This window comes from Geobacillus sp. FSL W8-1251 (assembly GCF_038005945.1).
GTDB classification, from domain to species: Bacteria; Bacillota; Bacilli; order Bacillales; family Anoxybacillaceae; genus Geobacillus; species Geobacillus stearothermophilus.
In genome coordinates this window covers 2,006,453-2,023,257 of record NZ_JBBOUF010000001.1, presented here as the reverse complement: position 1 = coordinate 2,023,257, position 16,805 = coordinate 2,006,453, and the positions used below count along the sequence as shown (strand labels likewise).

The following is a 16,805-nucleotide window of genomic DNA, read 5'->3' as shown; positions in this document are numbered from 1 at the left end:
CTTTCCCCTCTCCCTTTCTATCATTTATACTTTTAAAAACTTGCGCACAGACATAACGCTTCCCCAGACGCCGATGCCGGCGCCAATCACTAGCAGCAGCCCGCTTAACTGCCACATAAACGGCGAAAACGGAAGAAGTTCAAAAAACGGCAAGGAAACCCACTGTTCATACACCTGATACACGTTGTAGTACACGATCGAAAGCGCCGCGATCGGGAAGAGAGCGCCGAGCATTCCAAGCCATAGCCCTTCCAAAAAAAACGGCCAGCGGATAAACCCGTTCGTCGCGCCAACGAGCCGCATGATTTCAATCTCGCGGCGGCGGGCGAAAATCGTAATTTTGATCGTGTTGGAAATGAGAAACATCGCCGTAAACAACAATCCGAGAATGAGTACGAGCCCAACGTTGCGCGCCACTTTCAGCGCGTCAAACAGCTTCTCGACCGTCCCTTGGCCATAATTGACTTTATGAACGAACGGCAATGTTTCGATTTGTTTGGCGATTTTCACTGTATCTTGCGGATGGGTCGCTTTCACGACGTATACATCGCTTAGTGGGTTGTCCTGTTCAAATAAGCGGAACGACGAGCCTTCCTCCCCCATGCTTTTGATCAGCCGCTTCAGCTCTTCGTCCTTTGATGAATAGCGCACTTCCTTCACGTTTGGAATGGCTTCAATTTGCCGGCGCAAGGCGTCTTTTTGCCGGCTGTCAGCGGTCAGCTCGATATGGACGCGAATTTCGACATCGTTTTCGACTTTTTTGGCGAAATGGTTGATGTTAAACATGACGACAAAAAAGACACCGACAAGCAACAACGTCACCGTGACGGCGCTCGCGGACGCAAATGTCATCCAACCGTTGCGGCCGAGGTTTTTCATGCTCTCCCGAACGTGGCGCTTGAACGTATTAAGCGTCATAACCGTATTCCCCCTTCGCCTCGTCACGGACAATTTTTCCGTTTTCGATGGCGATGACGCGCCGCCGAGTCGCGTTGACGATCTCTTTGTTGTGAGTCGCCATCACAATCGTTGTGCCCCGGTCGTTGATTTTCTCAAACAACTCCATAATGCCCCATGACGTTTCTGGATCCAAGTTCCCTGTTGGTTCATCGGCAATGACGATTTTGGGGGAATTGACAATCGAGCGGGCAATCGAAACGCGCTGCTGTTCGCCCCCGGACAGTTCGTTCGGGTAAGAGCGGACTTTATGTTTGAGGCCGACTAAGTCGAGTACTTCCATCACTTTTTTGCGGATCGCTTTCGGTGATTCTTCAATGACTTCCAACGCAAACGCCACATTTTCATAGACATTGAGCTTCGGAAGCAGCTTGAAATCTTGAAACACAACGCCGATGTTGCGGCGCAGCAACGGGACTTTGCTGTCTTTGATTTTAGCGAGGTTCACGCCATTGACGATGATTTTGCCGCTCGTCGGCTTTTCCTCGCGGTACATCATCTTAATAAACGTCGACTTTCCAGCTCCGCTGGGTCCAACGACATAGACGAATTCTCCTTGCTTGATGCGAACGTTGATGCCGTTTAACGCCACAACGCCGTTTGGATACGTTTTGTATACATCTTGCATTTCAATCATCATCATCACCTATTTTCGACTTTCCTGTTGCCCTTTCTCGAGCTGTTTCGAATGAATCTTGCAAAATTCCGCAAAGATTATTATAACACGATTTTCTATTGTCGAATTTTACATTTATATTTCAAATGGCCAACAAAAGCAAGAGTAGGAAAAACAGCCCAAAAAAACACCGTCTGGTTTTCGGTTCAACCAGACGGTGCACATGCGGTGATCCTTTTCATTTTTTCGAAGCGAGCCATTCCGCCACTTTATCAGCGTCTTCCCCTTTAATGATTCCGGCCGGCATGGCGCCGCGGCCGTTGGCAATGATCTCTTTGATCTGCTCTTTGGAGTACTTGCTTCCAACCTTTTGCAAGTTCGGGCCGACCCCGCCCGACAAGTCTTGTCCATGACAGGACGCACAGTTTTGTTTATAAATTTGCTCGGCGGACGCGGCGGTATCTCCTCCACCATTGTTGCCGTTGTTGTTCCCAGCGTTGTCCCCGCCACCGCCGCACGCGGCAAGCGCGAGCGAAACGCCAAGGAACATCGCAGCCAACTTCCACTTCATGGCGAACTCCCCCCAGAAAACAAAAATTTCATTCTCTTTTATTATAACCGATTTTTTCCGTTTTACGTACGTTGAAATCCCTCTCCAAGCACTTCGACGGCGTTGGCCACGACGACAAACGCTGTCGGATCAATGGTTCGGACCAATTGTTTCAATTTCGTGAACTCGGATTGCGCGACGACGCACATCAGTACCGGCCGTTCGTGTTCGGTGTAACCACCGTACGCCGGCAGCCGCGTCACCCCGCGATCGATTTCGTGCAAAATGGCGCGGCGCACTTTTTCCTCTTCATTGGTAATAATCAAGGCAATTTTCGAATAGCCAAGCCCGACTTGGACGAGGTCGATCGTTTTGCTCGTCACATACAACGCGATCAACGCGTAGAGCGCCCGTTCAATATCAAACACAAACGCCGCGGTCAACACGATCAAGCCGTCAATCAAAATCACACACATGCCGAGCGACAGCCCGGTATATTTATGGATGATTTGCGCCGCCAAATCGGTGCCACCCGTCGAAGCGCGGCCGCGAAATACCATGCCAAGGCCGAGCCCGACACCGATACCGCCAAAGATCGCGCCAAGAAGCGGATTCGTCGTCGCCGGCTCCATCCCTTTCGTCATGTAGACGACCAGCGGCAAAAACACCGTCCCGACAAACGTCTTGACGCCAAACTGCCGGCCTAGCAGCACAACGCCAGCGATAAAGAGCGGAATGTTGAGCGCCCATTGGACGTAGGCAGGCTCAATGCCAAACAGCGCGTGCATAATCGTGCTCACGCCGCTTACCCCGCCCGAGGCGATCCGATTCGGCAGCAAAAACACGTTAAACGCCACCGCTACAACTGCCGCGCCGACCAGAACATACACATACTCCAAAGCTCCCTCCAACGCCGGAGGCATGGTCTTCTCTCTTCGCTTCCGCATGCTTCCCCACCTTCCTCTGTGAGTATAGCATGCCCGTTTTGGCAAGTAAATGACAGCCGATTAACGCGATAATGGTCTGCTATGCTAAAGGAAAAAAGGACGATCCGATGATCGCCCTAGCCAAAAAATACAAGCCTCAATACACATCCCCGCGGTTGCCGATCGCCTCAATATAGATGATTCGTTCATCATGATCGATGCGAAACAACACACGATATGTTCCGATTCGCAGCCGATATAATCCATCCTGCCCCTTCAACTTTTTAATATCCCCCTGTGGTGGGATCGCAAGCAGACCTTGCAACCCAGAGGCCAACCGTTCTTGAACCTCTTTTTCTTGCCTAGCGGTCAACTACCCCCACTTAGCTAACGCTTGAAGTGGGGGCTTGCAACTCCCCAGAAGTACAAGCGGACTTCGTCCTCCTTCCTTGACTTGGGGTTGCATCAGGGCAGGTTGACGACTACCCAACGACGCAGGTCATGCCTGCATCGTTACCGATTCTCTCGGTGTGTCTGTTGGCAGTACTTGGCTTCCACACACAACAGACGGACCTACGCTCGATGTTTTACGGTTACAACGTTTCCTGTAACCAACTCCATACATCGAGTAGCAGTTATTGGAGTGCCTTTATTAAACGGTTTTCTCCACGCCTTTATTCTATCATACACAAAAGAAAAGGGGAACGCGCATTCCTCTCCCACTTACTCCCTTTGGTCGTTGAAGTGGGAGTCTCCTGCGCGAAATAGGATGAATTTGACCGCAGCCTTACGGTAAATCAACTTGTAGCCCGAATTCACGCTTGGCTTCTCCCCCGGTGATATATCCTTCATCGCTTTGCAGCTGCTGGCGCTCTTCTTCCGTCAACGCTTCTTCATCTGTTTCGTCAATCCGCTCCCATACCATTCGTTCCTTTCTGGATCGATCAAGCAAGTACATCAAAAAATCGTACGCGGTTTGATGATCCGTTTCATCCAACCGGTCAATCAGTTCGTAAAGCAATTGTTTGCGCACAGCCAAAGCCATCGCCCTCCTTTTTCCTTATCATTACCTTCAGCGTATCACGAAAGCATAGATGCGTCAAAAGGCCAAAACACGATTTTGAAGCGAAAAAAGGACGATCCGATGATCGCCCTTTACTTCAACTTCGCACGCAAATACGCGTCAATAAACACATCAATTTCCCCATCCATCACCGCTTGCACGTTGCCGACCTCAACGTTCGTCCGATGGTCTTTGACAAGCGAATACGGATGGAAGACGTACGAACGAATTTGGTTGCCCCAGCCGATTTCTTTTTGCTCGCCGCGCAGCTCAGCGAGTTCGGCCTGCTGTTCCTCGAGTTTCTTTTGGTACAACTTCGCCTTCAACATGTTCATTGCTTTTTCGCGGTTTTTAATTTGCGACCGCTCCGACTGACACGTCACGACAATGCCAGTCGGCAAGTGAGTGATGCGCACGGCCGAGTCGGTCGTGTTGACGTGCTGCCCGCCCGCTCCGCTCGAGCGGTACGTGTCGATTTTCAGCTCTTCCGGCCGGATCTCAATTTCAATGTTATCATCCATCTCCGGCACGACTTCGCACGAGACGAACGACGTATGGCGGCGGCCCGAGGCATCAAACGGGGAGATGCGCACAAGGCGGTGCACCCCTTTTTCCGCTTTTAAGTAGCCGTAAGCGTTATGCCCTTTAATGAGCAGCGTGACGCTTTTAATCCCCGCTTCCTCGCCCGGGAGATAGTCGAGCGTCTCGACTTTGAACCCTTTTTTCTCCGCCCAGCGCGTGTACATGCGCAACAACATCGACGCCCAGTCTTGCGACTCCGTGCCGCCCGCGCCCGGGTGGAGCTCCAAAATAGCGTTGTTTTGATCGTACGGCTCATTGAGCAGCAGCTGCAACTCAAAATCGCTGAAGTCTTTTGTCAGCTTTTTCGCTTCCTCGACCAGCTCAGCTTGGAGCTCGTCATCCGGCTCCTCCTTGAGCAATTCGTACGTCACTTCCAAGTTGTCAAACCGTTCTTCCAGTGAAGAAAATTCCTCGACGAGATCTTTGAGCGCATTCGCTTCGGAAATGACCGCCTGCGCCGCCTTCTGGTCATCCCAAAAGTTGGGCGCGGCCATTTGCTCCTCTAATTCGCGAATGCGCTCCTGCTTCGCTTCGAGGTCAAAGAGACCCCCTAATTTCCGCTAATCGCTTAGCCATTTTCTCAAGCTCTTGCTTAATTTCCACCAAATCGATCATGTTGTCCTCACCTCATCATGAATATAGTATGTCAATGGTTCATATCTGCCATTCAAAAGGGAGGCAGCGCCCCCCTATTATTTATAAACCGTTACACCGTTCTTCCGCAACAATGTTTATATTTCTTCCCGCTCCCGCACGGGCACGGGTCGTTGCGGCCGACGCGCACCGCCTTGCGGACCGGTTTTTTCTTCGGCTCTTCGCCGTCTTCTTTCGGGTGAACCGCTTCGCCTTTAGCCACCTCTTGGCGCTCAAGGTTATGGTGGATTTCCGCCTTCATGATATAGGTGGCGACTTCCTCTTCAATCGCGGCAATCATGTTTTCAAACATCACATAGCCTTCCATTTGGTATTCGCGCAGCGGGTCAACTTGCCCGTACGCACGCAAATGAATGCCTTGGCGGAGCTGCTCCATCGCGTCGATATGGTTCATCCATTTCATATCGACGGCGCGCAAGACGACGACGCGTTCAAACTCGCGCATTTGTTCCGGCGGGATTTGCGCTTCTTTCTCATCATAGCGCACTTTTACTTTTTCCCAAATCAGCTCGATCATCTCTTCGGGCTCTTTGCCGCGCAAGTCAGCTTCCGTTACATCCCCTTCCGGAAGCAGATGGGCGTTGAGATACTCAACGAGCCCTTTCAAATTCCATTCTTCCGGAACCTCTTCTTTCGGCGTATGAGCGTTGACGACGCGCTCGATCACCGATTGGATCATCTTTTCGATAATGCCGCGCAAGTTGTCGGAATCAAGCACTTCATAGCGCTGGCGGTAAATGATTTCCCGCTGTTCGCGCAGGACATCGTCATATTGAAGCAGTTGCTTGCGGGCGTCGAAGTTGTTGCCTTCGACCCGTTTTTGCGCCGACTCAACGGCCCGTGTCACCATTTTGCTTTGGATCGGCTGCGAATCGTCCATCCCCAGGCGGTCCATCATCGCCATCAAGCTCTCGGAACCGAAGCGGCGCATCAACTCATCCTCAAGCGACAAATAGAACTGCGACACTCCCGGATCGCCTTGGCGTCCCGAGCGGCCGCGCAGCTGGTTGTCAATCCGCCGGCTTTCGTGACGCTCCGTGCCGATGACGGCCAATCCGCCAAGCTCCTTGACCCCTTCGCCAAGCTTAATGTCCGTCCCGCGCCCGGCCATGTTCGTCGCGATCGTCACCGCGCCTTTTTGTCCTGCTTGGGCGATGATCTCCGCCTCTTTCGCATGGTTTTTCGCGTTTAAGACGTTGTGCGGGATGCCGCGTTTTTTCAACATCTCCGACAACAGCTCCGACGTCTCGATCGCCACCGTGCCGACCAACACCGGCTGCCCTTTCGCATGGCGGGCGGCGATGTCCTCAACCACGGCGCGGAACTTCCCTTCCATCGTCCGATAAATCAAATCCGGACGGTCCTCCCGGATCACCGGGCGGTTCGTCGGAATGACGACGACGCGCATGTTGTAAATATTGCGGAACTCTTCCTCTTCCGTCTTCGCCGTCCCCGTCATCCCCGCGAGTTTTTCATACATGCGGAAATAGTTTTGGAACGTAATGGTGGCCAACGTCATCGACTCGTTTTGAATCTCGAGCCCTTCCTTCGCCTCAATGGCTTGATGAAGCCCATCGCTGTAGCGGCGGCCATGCATCAAGCGCCCGGTGAACGGGTCGACGATGATCACTTTTCCGTCTTGCACGACGTAGTCGACATCGCGCTGCATCACAACATGCGCCCGCAGCGCCAGCTGAATATGGTGGTTGAGCGTCACGTGCTTCAAATCAAACAAGTTGTCGATGCCAAACGCCCGCTCGGCTTTGTTCATTCCTTCTTCCGTCAGCTGGACGCTTTTCGTTTTTTCATCGTATGTGTAATCGACATCTTTGCGCAACGTGCGGACAAACGCATTCGCCTGCACATACAGCTTAGTCGACTTCTGCGCCGTCCCTGAAATGATGAGCGGCGTCCGCGCTTCATCGATCAAAATCGAGTCGACCTCGTCGATGATCGCATAATAGAGCGGCCGCTGCACAATGTGCTCTTTATAGAGCACCATGTTGTCGCGCAAATAGTCAAAGCCAAACTCGTTGTTCGTCCCGTACGTAATGTCGGCGTTGTACGCCGCTTGCTTCTCCTCGCGCGACATGCCGCTTAAGTTCAACCCGACAGTCATGCCTAAAAACTCATACAGTTTGCCCATTTCCGTCGCATCGCGCGTCGCCAAGTATTCGTTGACCGTCACGACATGCACGCCGCGCCCCGTCAAGGCGTTCAAATAGACGGGCATCGTCGCCGTCAACGTTTTCCCTTCACCCGTTTTCATCTCGGCGATGTCGCCCTCATGCAAAACGACGCCGCCCATAATTTGCACTTTATATGGGTACAAACCGAGGACGCGCTTCGCCCCTTCGCGCACAACGGCAAACGCCTCGACAAGCAAATCATCGAGCGATTCGCCTTGTTGGTAGCGGGCTTTGAATTCCTCGGTTTTTTGCCGCAACTGTTCATCGGACAGTCGGGCCATCTCCGGACCGAGCGCGTCGACTTGATCGGCAATTTTCTCAAGCCTTGCCAAATGACGCTTGTTCGGGTCAAATACTTTTTTTAAGACTCCAAGCATAGGAAACGCTCCTTATTTTTCATGGACTCACTTCTTCATCATATCATTATACAGGGATCAGTGACAACTGTTGCACAGGCTTCAAGAGGGGGCATGTCCAAGAGAGGGGATCACACTTGGACTGAAGTTGCTCAATCGCCGCTTCCGCATGGTGAAGGCGACGATTCAGCGCATCCATTTCAAAACTTTTCTCCTCAACTTTTTCATGAATTTTGCGAAGCAAGATTTGCACATCATCCACAAGCTGCGTTTCGACCCGATGAAGCGTCTCTTTCACTTCCCTCAATTCGTTTTCCACACCATCCAACCGGGTCTCCACACCATTCAACCGCGTTTCCACGCCGTCCAAGCGGGTCTCTACACCATTCAACCGCGTTTCCACGCCGTCCAATCGGAACTCTACACCATCCAACCGGGCCTCTACGCCGTCCAATCGCGCCTCTACGCCTTTCAACCGCGTTTCCACACGGTCTAACCGCTCTTTCACCGCGCCCATTTCCCGTTCGAGGCCGACGAGGCGTCCGTTCATCTCCGTCAAACGGCCATCCATCTGCTCAAACCGTTGGCGAGTTTCTTCTTGGAACACCAAAAACCCTTTTTCCATGTTGTCCAACTTGGACAAAATTTGACGCAACAATTCCTCCATTGCTCTCCCCCATTTTGATTTTTCTCATGCATATTATAACATCCCCTGCCCAAAAAAGCAGGGGATGCGCACAAGAGGCAACCGTTTAATTCGCCTCGATCAATCCGTATTTTCCGTCTTTGCGGCGGTAGACGATGTTCGTCCGGTTCGTCTCGGCATTCGTAAAAATGAAGAAGTTGTGCCCCAACAAATTCATCTGTAAAATCGCCTCTTCGCTGTCCATCGGCTTCAAGCTGAAGTGTTTCGTGCGCACGATTTCAAATTCCTCGTCGTTCTCCGCCGCAGCAGCGCCGCTTGGCACAGGGGCGGCCAGCTTCGCTTCTTTCTCGCGGTCGCGCAGCTTCCGATTGACTTTCGTTTTATGTTTGCGGATTTGCCGCTCCAGTTTATCCGTCACTAAATCGATCGCCGCATACATATCGTTATGGCGCTCTTCCGCCCGAAGCAACAAATGCGGCATCGGAATGGTCACTTCGATTTTCCCTTGTCCATCGTTGTAGACTTTTAAATTGACATGGACATTCACGTCATCGGTGCGGTCGAAATAGCGCTCCAACTTGCCGATTTTTTTCTCCACGTACTCGCGCAGCGCTGGCGTGACTTCAATGTTTTCCCCGCGAATGTAATACATCATCGCTGACCACTCCTTATTTTCAAACTATAGATCCCTACATTCTTTCATTACCCATCAAACCCCTGCTTCAATCAAAAATATTTTCGAAGATTTTGCGAAAACTGTAGGAAAATATGGTAAAACAGGCATGGGTGTTTTTTCTTAATTGGTGTGGAAAGTACGGAGTGTGGAAACGATGCGAAAAATCCATATTTCCCATGCGAAAAGCGGTGACGTGCTCGCTGTCGACCTTGTTCGCCGCCAACGGCAGCGTCCTTTTGTCGCGCGGCGTGCGGCTGACAAACGGCTACATCCGTTCGTTGGCGCAAAAAGGGGTTCAATACATTTATCTTAATTAGGCGAGAAGACTCCCACTTCAACGAAGCAAAGCGGAGTAAGTGGGAGATGAATCGCCTTAACTATATTTTGCTGAAAATAGGATAGATTCAGTAAAATATAGTATAATATAGTTAGATGGGAGGTGAAAACATGTATTTTTGTATCAAACAACAGCTAAATGGTTTGACCAAAGAAGAATACTTGACTCTTCGAGAACTGTGCCATATTGCCAAGAACATGTACAACGTCGGATTGTACAATGTCAGACAATACTATTTTGAACACAAGGAATTTCTTAATTATGAGAAAAATTATCATCTTGCCAAAACTAACGAAAACTATAAGCTGTTAAACAGCAACATGGCACAGCAAATTTTAAAAAAGGTCAATGAAGCCTTTAAATCTTTCTTTGGTTTGATCAGTCTTGCCAAACAAGGAAAATATGACCACAAGGCTATCAGTATTCCAAAATATCTTAAAAAAGATGGCTTTCATTCACTGATCATTGGCCAGATTCGTATAGACGGCAACAAATTCACGATACCGTATTCTCGCCTATTTAAAAAGACTCACAAGCCTATCACGATAACGATTCCGCCTGTGTTACTGGACAAAAAGATTAAGCAGATTGAAATCATTCCTAAGCATCATGCCAGGTTCTTTGAGATTCAGTACAAATATGAAATGCCTGAAGATCAAAGAGAATTAAACGACCAAAAAGCACTGGCAATTGATTTAGGATTAAACAATGTTGCCACTTGTGTCACATCAGACGGCAGATCATTCATCATTGATGGGCGGAGATTAAAAAGTATAAATCAATGGTTTAACAAAGAAAATGCCAGACTTCAAAGCATAAAAGATAAGCAAAAAATCAAAGGCACCACTCGTAAACAGGCTTTGCTTGCTATGAATCGCAATAATAAAGTGAATGATTATATCAACAAGACTTGCCGTTACATCATTAACTACTGTATTGAAAATCAAATTGGCAAACTTGTCATTGGCTATGCGGAAACATGGCAACGCAATATGAATCTAGGAAAAAAGACAAATCAAAACTTTGTCAATATTCCTCTCGGTAACATAAAAGAAAAACTAGAATATCTTTGTGAATTTTACGGCATTGAATTCTTGAAACAGGAAGAATCCTATACGTCTCAAGCCAGCTTTTTTGACGGCGATGAGATTCCTGAATATAATGCCGACAATCCAAAAGAATATAAGTTCAGCGGCAAACGTATTAAGCGCGGCTTGTATCGAACAAAGTCTGGCAAACTAATGAATGCTGATGTCAATGGCGCATTAAACATCTTAAAGAAAAGTAAAGCTGTAGACCTGAGTGTCTTATGCTCTAGCGGCGAAGTGGACACGCCTCAAAGAATAAGGATTGCTTGAAGCAGTCAAACTTCTTTGGAAGCCCCCACTTCAAATTTTCGCTAGAAAATTAAGTGGGGTAGTTCACATTGATGACAAACAAACATATGACATCCGCCCGCGCCCGCTCATCAGCCCGACCGTGCGCCAGCAGGCAGTGAAAAAAGTGTAAGAGACGATGACGGCCTTGATCGAGCAAAAAAGCTGCTCAGCCGCGTGTCTTCCCTCGATTTAGGAAAAGAGCACGAAAAAGTGTTCAAAGACATTTTGGACTATTTGCTCAAACAAGAAGATTTGCTCATCAACTTGTCGGATTTGGTCATCTCAAACGACTACTTTTTCCACCATTCGGTCAACGTCGCCACGACCGTTAAGCTCAACACCGGGGAAGTCGGCGTCGTCTCGCAAGTGTTTCCGGGCTTCCCGCTCCGCCCCATCGTCCGCGTCATCAAAAATCCCGCGGGCGAGGAGCTGAAAAGCCCGTATGAGATTGACTTGCGGAAAGAGATGAACATCACGATTGTGAAAACAGTTTGAAGCGAAAAGGACAGCATGGCGCTGTCCTTTTCTTTATCGCTTTTTATCGTAAAACATCCCGTCAATCGAAAGCGGCTGCTCGTACGGATGAACGTAGCAGGCGTTCGCCTGCCGCTTCGCCCCCGCCATGCGCAAATCGTTTCGAATCTCATCACCCACGCGGTGAAGCCGCCTCTCAATTTCTTCATTCCAAGCGATGATCTCGCGGCCAAGCCGCTGCTCTTCCTCGCTGTACGGCGGACGAAGCTTCCAAAGGAGCTCCTGGCGCTCCTGAAGCAATCGATCAACCGTCCGAAGCCGCTCTTCCCGATCCTCGGACGGCCACGGCAACGCCGTCGCCTCCAGCAGCTCCTTCGTCACCCGCCATACATCATGCACCACGCCCATTACGCCTGCCCGCCTTCCGCGTGTTGGCGCTGCCGATGGAGCTGAATCACTTGTTTCCACGTATCGCGAAACTCGACGACATACCCTTCCACTTCATCCAAAATCGCCGCATCGCTTTTCACATTCGCCTCGATCAGACGGCGGTAGATGTAGTCATACATGGTCATCATCGATTTCGCGACGTCATATTCCATTTTCAGCGTCGCCATCAATTCCAAAATGATCTTTTGCGCCTTCAACAAGTTTTCATTACGCGCCGCGATATCGCCCGTCTCCATCGCCTGGCGCGCGAGCTTGATAAACTTCAAGCAGCCGTTATACAGCATCAATGTCAACTCCCCAGGCGACGCCGTCTGCACGGCGTTCGCTTGGTAGTGTTGATACGGATTGTTTGTCGCCATCTTCCGTCACTCCTCTTCTATGATGTTCACCCCATCGCAAAACCATCATCTGATTCAACGGGCCGTGCCGAACGCCCTTCATCTGTTGCCATCCGTGAGCGTGGTCGCTTCTTCCCCCACTGTCACCGCGACAGCGCCTGAGCCTTCAAACCGCTTACCCCTGCATGCCGCCACCAAAGGCGTTCATCAAGTACATGCTTTGCTGGTTGGCGCGCTGAATCGCCTCTTCCATCGCCGTGAATTGGCGATAGTAGCGGTCTTCAATTTGTTTCAAACGGTCTTCGAAGCGGTCAATTTGGTCATTGATTTCGATTAAATCGCGCCCGATCGCAAACTGCTGGTTCGTCCAAATCGTCTTCCCCGCTTTTTGCTCAATCTTCCCGATCGTCGCCTTGATCGTATCACGCAGGCGGCGGGCGATCCCTTTTTCCGCATCCGTCGCCCCGTCTTGGTTAAACAACTGATAGACGGCATCCGGGTTTTCCTTGATTTTCTCCCGCAGCTTCGTCTCGTCAATGATCAACTTCCCACCGTCAAGGTAATTCGACGACGTCGTAATCCCGATTTGCGCGAGCTGCGAGAACCCGCTTGGAATGTTCGCCCCTTCGACTTTCGTGTACACATTCATCCGCATTTGGCTTAAGGCGCTCGACAAAATCGAATCGCCGCGAAGCATCCCGCTGCGCGCCTTTTCTTCCCACAGCTCGATTTGCTTTTCCGTCATCGCTTCTTTTTGCTCATCGGTGAGCGGCGGATAGTCGCGGTAGCGCTCTTCTTTCAGCTCGGCGTTGATTTTGGCGATCACTTCATTGTATTTATCGACAAACCCTTTAATGGCGTTAAACATCGCGTCCGCATCCGTCGCCACCGACACTGTCGCCGTGCCCGTCCCTTTCACCGTATACGTCACACCGTTGATCGTAAATGTATTCGACGAGCGGGTCGTTCGCAAGCCGTTGATGGTGATGTCGGCGTCTTTCCCTGCCGTTTTCCCCGTGAGCTCTTGCCCCGCTACGGTATTCGTAAACCCTAATTGCGCAAAAAAGTCCACCGTCGCCTGATCGGCGAGCACCAGACTCGCTTGCGCTCCCGTGTCTTTTTTCATGATCGAAACCCGCCCGGTCTGCTCGTCGTAAAACGCGCTGACGCCAAGATCTAGGTTGCTGTTGAGTTGGGCGATCAACCCGTCTAACGTCGTTCCTTGTTTCACCGTGATCGCCGCCTGCTTCGTCGTCCCATCCCCATTCGTCACGTTGATCGTCAGCGTGACATCGGCGTCTACCGAGAAACTCGCTTTATCCCCCCTTTTCGTAGCATCCACCCTTTTCGTAGCATCGGACAGCCAGACGGCCGATGTGGCCACTTGATTGACTTGAATCGCCGCCGCCACGTTCGCCGCACTCGAGCCCGCCGTCGCTGTGACGACCGATTCGTTCGAACTCGAGACGGTTTTTTTGAACATGCTGCTTTGGAGCGTGATGTTGCTGAACAAATAGTCGTCAAGCCCCTGAAGCAACGTGTTCATCGCTCGGTAATCATCGCGCTGCCACTCGAGCAGCTGCTTTTTCTGCTTCAATTTATCAAGCGGCATCCGCTCCGCTTTCATCAAATCGCTCACGATTTTGTCAATATCCATCCCGCTCGCGAGGCCGCTGATGCGCAACGTATTCGCCATGTCGACTCACCACCGTTAAATTTTTTTATCCACCAAAAGCCCGACAAACTCCATCATCGCCGCGTACATATCCAACAGCTTTTTCGGCGGGATTTCTCGAATGACCTCATCCGTTCGCTCATCAATGATTTGTACGTAATATTCCTGCAGCTCGTCATGCAGTTCAAACTTTAACGACGTATGGCTTGGCTGAAGGAATTCGTTTAAGCCTTTCACTACTTCTTCTAGTTTTTCTTTTGGAATGTTTTGCTGCGGTGCTTCCGAAGTGCTAGCATGATTCTGCTTTTGCGACTCGATCATGCTGCTGGCTTTTTCATTGCGAATATTTTCATACAAATAAGAAAGTGAATGAGAAGAAACGCGCTCTACCGTCATTACGTCCGCTCCTTTGCATGAACACTATCTATGTTTTATATCGGATGGAGATGGGGAGTTGTGAAGGGGAAGAGAAAAATAAAAGCAATCCATATAAAAATCAGGAGATGATGATAATTTCATTTCTTGTGTATAATACTTGTCAATTGTTGAAAATAGCGGGGGTATCATAAGCAAAAACTAACGAGGGGGAAGTAGAAACTTAAAAGGGGAATATAAAAGAGTAAAATCACATTAAAACAAAAAAACAAGATGAGGAATATAAGCACAAAACATTCTTGGCAAAACTCAAACATTGCTTTTATCCATATTTAATAATGAAATTTTTAAAATCAATAATCATTCCCGTTCTCTCCATAAAGTCTACTCCTAAAATTCCGTCAAAACCATATATTTCTTTAGTCATTCCCAGTTGTAATAAAAATGATGCTAGCTCCTTTCCATCAATTATAACGTTGTTTACGATTTGTTCATAACAAATCTTGTTAAAGCCGATGATAAAATCCCCAATATAGCCGGAATAAAATTCCCCACTTACAATAGAACCATAGTGTCAATGAGAGGAGCTATGGTTCATGATTACGAGAGGGGAATTTTTTATGATCAAAGAGATGTATGAAAGGGGAATGAGTATTTCCGATATTGCGAGGGAATTGGGGATCGATCGGAAAACCGTCCGAAAATATATTCACTCCCCCAATCCTCCTTCCAAATCCAAGCGAAAACAAAGAAAAAGCAAGTTAGATCCATTTAAGCCGTATCTTCAAAAACGAATGTTAGAAGATGGGGTGTTTAATAGCGAAAAGTTGTTTTTTGAAATTCGACAACAGGGCTATACGGGAGGAAAGACGATTTTAAAAGACTATATGAAACCTTTCCGAGAGACGGCGAAAAAGAAATACACCGTTCGTTATGAAACGCTTCCTGGCGAACAAATGCAAGTCGATTGGAAAGAAGTCGGGGAGGTCGTGATCGAAGGGAGAAAAGTCAAGTTATCGCTATTTGTGGCTGTGTTAGGCTATTCGCGGATGAAATACGCGGTATTTACGGTCAGCCAGGATCAGGAACACTTAATGGAATGCCTAATTCAGAGCTTCAAGTACTTTGGCGGGGTTCCGAAGAAGGTGTTATTTGACAATATGAAGACCGTTACAGACGGGCGAGAACAAGGAGTGGTGAAATGGAATCAACGATTTTCCGAATTTGCGAGTTACTACGGATTTATTCCAAAAGTATGCCGGCCTTACCGGGCCCAGACAAAGGGAAAAGTCGAACGAGCCATTCAGTATATTATGGATCACTTCTATGTAGGAACATCGTTTGAAAGCATCGAAGAATTAAATTTCCTTTTACATCGTTGGCTCGATCAAGTGGCGAATCGGAAGCCAAACGCCACTACCGGCATTCCTCCGCAAGAGCGTTGGGCAGAGGAACAGCTGAAACCTCTCCCGTTGAAAGATTACGATACGAGCTATCTTTCCTATCGGAAGGTGCATTGGGATGGCAGTTTCTCCTACAAAGGGGAACAATGGCTCTTATCGGCGGAGTATGCGGGCAAAGAAATTCTGGTGAAGGAGCGATTAAATGGAGATATTCGATTGTACTTTCGAGGGGAGGAGATTTCTCACGTGGACCAACAGAAAAAAGTGATTTCATTCGCCGAAAAAATAAAAAAGAAACAGACGGAAATGGCCGCCACCATTTCGCCTATTTCGGTGGAAGTGGATACTCGTCCATTGTCCGTTTATGACGCATTCCTGCGAGGGGAAAGCTCATGAAAGAACGAATACACGAGTATTGCCACCAACTCCATTTGCCTGTCATGGCGGAGCGATGGTCCGCCATGGCAGAATACGCCTCTACTCATAATATATCATATTCAGAGTTTTTATTCCGCTTATTAGAGGCAGAAATCGTCGAAAAACAGGCACGATCGATCCAAACGCTCATCAAGCTGTCCAAACTGCCGTATCGCAAGACGATCGATACGTTTGATTTTACCGCGCAGCCTTCGGTGGATGAGCGCCGGATTCGAGAACTGCTTACGTTGTCCTTTATTGACCGGAAAGAAAATATCCTCTTTCTCGGTCCACCGGGGATTGGGAAGACACATCTGGCAATTTCGATTGGAATGGAGGCGATCGCAAGAGGATATAAAACGTATTTTATTACCGCCCACGATTTGGTCAATCAGTTAAGAAGAGCCGACCAGGAAGGAAAGTTGGAGAAAAAGCTTCGTGTCTTTGTGAAGCCAACCGTTCTCATTATTGATGAAATGGGGTATCTAAAACTGGACCCGAACAGCGCTCATTACTTATTTCAAGTGATCGCCCGGCGGTACGAGCATGCCCCGATTATCCTCACCTCCAACAAAAGCTTTGGGGAATGGGGAGAAATCGTGGGAGACTCGGTTTTGGCGACAGCGATGTTAGATCGATTACTGCATCATTCCATCATTTTCAACCTAAAGGGGGAAAGCTATCTGTAAATTATCACTTTATTTCGGAACAAAAGAGACATTTTTTTGCACATTCCTTCAGA

20 protein-coding genes are annotated in these 16,805 nt (G+C 49.2%); 6 read left to right on the top strand and 14 right to left on the bottom strand.

Features of this window, described 5'->3' with window-relative positions:
• Positions 1-24: 24 nt before the first annotated feature.
• The 10 genes from ftsX to hpf all read right to left on the bottom strand — a co-directional run bounded on the left by ftsX (position 25) and on the right by hpf (position 9,194).
• Complete coding sequence (ftsX, locus tag NSS88_RS10570) at positions 25-918, bottom strand: permease-like cell division protein FtsX (RefSeq protein WP_033015010.1); 894 nt, start codon at positions 916-918, stop codon at positions 25-27.
• Positions 908-1,594, bottom strand: coding sequence for a cell division ATP-binding protein FtsE (gene ftsE, locus NSS88_RS10565; RefSeq protein ID WP_033015009.1), 687 nt, complete (start codon positions 1,592-1,594; stop codon positions 908-910). The genes ftsX and ftsE overlap by 11 nt, the downstream gene beginning before the upstream one ends.
• A 217-nt stretch (positions 1,595-1,811) precedes the next feature.
• Positions 1,812-2,144 (bottom strand): cytochrome c551, encoded by a 333-nt coding sequence (cccB, locus tag NSS88_RS10560; RefSeq protein ID WP_033015007.1) that lies wholly within the window; start codon positions 2,142-2,144, stop codon positions 1,812-1,814.
• 62 nt (positions 2,145-2,206) lie between these two features.
• Positions 2,207-3,070, bottom strand: a complete 864-nt coding sequence (locus NSS88_RS10555; RefSeq protein ID WP_053532703.1) for a YitT family protein — start codon at positions 3,068-3,070, stop codon at positions 2,207-2,209.
• 136 nt (positions 3,071-3,206) lie between these two features.
• Positions 3,207-3,422 (bottom strand): type II toxin-antitoxin system RelE family toxin, encoded by a 216-nt coding sequence (locus NSS88_RS10550; RefSeq protein ID WP_061580763.1) that lies wholly within the window; start codon positions 3,420-3,422, stop codon positions 3,207-3,209.
• Between the two features lie 414 nt (positions 3,423-3,836).
• Complete coding sequence (locus NSS88_RS10545; RefSeq protein WP_080729666.1) at positions 3,837-4,094, bottom strand: hypothetical protein; 258 nt, start codon at positions 4,092-4,094, stop codon at positions 3,837-3,839.
• Positions 4,095-4,204: 110 nt separating this feature from the next.
• Positions 4,205-5,309, bottom strand: a protein-coding gene (gene prfB, locus NSS88_RS10540; protein ID WP_153016555.1) for a peptide chain release factor 2 whose coding sequence is annotated in 2 segments (ribosomal slippage) — positions 4,205-5,233 and positions 5,235-5,309 — 1,104 coding nt in all. Because the reading frame shifts where the segments join, the coding sequence is not laid out codon by codon here.
• Positions 5,310-5,400: 91 nt separating this feature from the next.
• On the bottom strand, positions 5,401-7,914 hold the full coding sequence (gene secA / locus NSS88_RS10535) for a preprotein translocase subunit SecA (RefSeq protein WP_061580764.1): 2,514 nt from the start codon (positions 7,912-7,914) through the stop codon (positions 5,401-5,403).
• A gap of 46 nt (positions 7,915-7,960) precedes the next feature.
• On the bottom strand, positions 7,961-8,560 hold the full coding sequence (locus NSS88_RS10530; RefSeq protein WP_235599032.1) for a hypothetical protein: 600 nt from the start codon (positions 8,558-8,560) through the stop codon (positions 7,961-7,963).
• An 85-nt stretch (positions 8,561-8,645) separates the two neighbouring features.
• Positions 8,646-9,194 (bottom strand): ribosome hibernation-promoting factor, HPF/YfiA family, encoded by a 549-nt coding sequence (gene hpf / locus NSS88_RS10525; RefSeq protein WP_055359110.1) that lies wholly within the window; start codon positions 9,192-9,194, stop codon positions 8,646-8,648.
• Positions 9,195-9,358: 164 nt separating this feature from the next.
• On the opposite strand from hpf, the gene NSS88_RS10520 reads away from it, so the two are divergent.
• The 4 genes from NSS88_RS10520 (at position 9,359) to NSS88_RS10505 (ending at position 11,426) form a co-directional block, all read left to right on the top strand.
• A complete protein-coding gene (locus tag NSS88_RS10520) occupies positions 9,359-9,532 on the top strand; it encodes a hypothetical protein (protein WP_235599033.1) in 174 nt (57 codons plus the stop codon).
• A 130-nt stretch (positions 9,533-9,662) separates the two neighbouring features.
• The gene (locus NSS88_RS10515; protein WP_339239157.1) at positions 9,663-10,910 is read left to right on the top strand and encodes an RNA-guided endonuclease InsQ/TnpB family protein; all 1,248 of its coding nucleotides are present in this window, start codon (positions 9,663-9,665) and stop codon (positions 10,908-10,910) included.
• Positions 10,903-11,061 (top strand): hypothetical protein, encoded by a 159-nt coding sequence (locus NSS88_RS10510; RefSeq protein WP_235468441.1) that lies wholly within the window; start codon positions 10,903-10,905, stop codon positions 11,059-11,061. Before NSS88_RS10515 ends, NSS88_RS10510 begins: the two co-directional genes overlap by 8 nt.
• Before the next feature lie 80 nt (positions 11,062-11,141).
• On the top strand, positions 11,142-11,426 hold the full coding sequence (locus NSS88_RS10505) for a hypothetical protein (RefSeq protein ID WP_235468437.1): 285 nt from the start codon (positions 11,142-11,144) through the stop codon (positions 11,424-11,426).
• A gap of 33 nt (positions 11,427-11,459) precedes the next feature.
• Here NSS88_RS10505 and NSS88_RS10500 read toward each other — a convergent pair whose 3' ends face one another.
• The 4 genes from NSS88_RS10500 to flaG all read right to left on the bottom strand — a co-directional run bounded on the left by NSS88_RS10500 (position 11,460) and on the right by flaG (position 14,264).
• Complete coding sequence (locus NSS88_RS10500; protein ID WP_055357910.1) at positions 11,460-11,813, bottom strand: flagellar protein FliT; 354 nt, start codon at positions 11,811-11,813, stop codon at positions 11,460-11,462.
• On the bottom strand, positions 11,813-12,214 hold the full coding sequence (gene fliS / locus NSS88_RS10495) for a flagellar export chaperone FliS (protein ID WP_055357909.1): 402 nt from the start codon (positions 12,212-12,214) through the stop codon (positions 11,813-11,815). The genes NSS88_RS10500 and fliS overlap by 1 nt, the downstream gene beginning before the upstream one ends.
• A 154-nt stretch (positions 12,215-12,368) precedes the next feature.
• A complete protein-coding gene (locus NSS88_RS10490; protein WP_341084393.1) occupies positions 12,369-13,889 on the bottom strand; it encodes a flagellar hook-associated protein 2 in 1,521 nt (506 codons plus the stop codon).
• 15 nt (positions 13,890-13,904) lie between these two features.
• The gene (flaG, locus tag NSS88_RS10485; protein ID WP_341084392.1) at positions 13,905-14,264 is read right to left on the bottom strand and encodes a flagellar protein FlaG; all 360 of its coding nucleotides are present in this window, start codon (positions 14,262-14,264) and stop codon (positions 13,905-13,907) included.
• 575 nt (positions 14,265-14,839) lie between these two features.
• Between flaG and istA the strand changes: the two genes are divergently transcribed.
• Together istA and istB are read left to right on the top strand one after the other, a co-directional pair.
• Positions 14,840-16,042, top strand: a complete 1,203-nt coding sequence (gene istA / locus NSS88_RS10480) for an IS21-like element IS5376 family transposase (RefSeq protein ID WP_061580737.1) — start codon at positions 14,840-14,842, stop codon at positions 16,040-16,042.
• Positions 16,039-16,752 carry an IS21-like element IS5376 family helper ATPase IstB gene (gene istB, locus NSS88_RS10475; protein WP_341082798.1) on the top strand — a complete coding sequence of 238 codons (714 nt, stop codon included), beginning with the start codon at positions 16,039-16,041 and terminating at the stop codon, positions 16,750-16,752. The genes istA and istB overlap by 4 nt, the downstream gene beginning before the upstream one ends.
• Positions 16,753-16,805: the final 53 nt, after the last annotated feature.

Excerpts from the sequence above, each read along its gene's own strand:
- ftsX (WP_033015010.1), bottom strand. The coding sequence starts at position 918 with ATGACGCTTAATACGTTCAAGCGCCACGTTCGGGAGAGCATGAAAAAC.
- ftsE (WP_033015009.1), bottom strand. The coding sequence starts at position 1,594 with ATGATTGAAATGCAAGATGTATACAAAACGTATCCAAACGGCGTTGTG.
- cccB (WP_033015007.1), bottom strand. The coding sequence starts at position 2,144 with ATGAAGTGGAAGTTGGCTGCGATGTTCCTTGGCGTTTCGCTCGCGCTT.
- NSS88_RS10555 (WP_053532703.1), bottom strand. The coding sequence starts at position 3,070 with ATGCGGAAGCGAAGAGAGAAGACCATGCCTCCGGCGTTGGAGGGAGCT.
- NSS88_RS10545 (WP_080729666.1), bottom strand. The coding sequence starts at position 4,094 with ATGGCTTTGGCTGTGCGCAAACAATTGCTTTACGAACTGATTGACCGG.
- secA (WP_061580764.1), bottom strand. The coding sequence starts at position 7,914 with ATGCTTGGAGTCTTAAAAAAAGTATTTGACCCGAACAAGCGTCATTTG.
- NSS88_RS10530 (WP_235599032.1), bottom strand. The coding sequence starts at position 8,560 with ATGGAGGAATTGTTGCGTCAAATTTTGTCCAAGTTGGACAACATGGAA.
- hpf (WP_055359110.1), bottom strand. The coding sequence starts at position 9,194 with ATGATGTATTACATTCGCGGGGAAAACATTGAAGTCACGCCAGCGCTG.
- NSS88_RS10515 (WP_339239157.1), top strand. The coding sequence starts at position 9,663 with ATGTATTTTTGTATCAAACAACAGCTAAATGGTTTGACCAAAGAAGAA.
- NSS88_RS10500 (WP_055357910.1), bottom strand. The coding sequence starts at position 11,813 with ATGGGCGTGGTGCATGATGTATGGCGGGTGACGAAGGAGCTGCTGGAG.
- fliS (WP_055357909.1), bottom strand. The coding sequence starts at position 12,214 with ATGGCGACAAACAATCCGTATCAACACTACCAAGCGAACGCCGTGCAG.
- NSS88_RS10490 (WP_341084393.1), bottom strand. The coding sequence starts at position 13,889 with ATGGCGAATACGTTGCGCATCAGCGGCCTCGCGAGCGGGATGGATATT.
- flaG (WP_341084392.1), bottom strand. The coding sequence starts at position 14,264 with ATGACGGTAGAGCGCGTTTCTTCTCATTCACTTTCTTATTTGTATGAA.
- istA (WP_061580737.1), top strand. The coding sequence starts at position 14,840 with ATGATTACGAGAGGGGAATTTTTTATGATCAAAGAGATGTATGAAAGG.
- istB (WP_341082798.1), top strand. The coding sequence starts at position 16,039 with ATGAAAGAACGAATACACGAGTATTGCCACCAACTCCATTTGCCTGTC.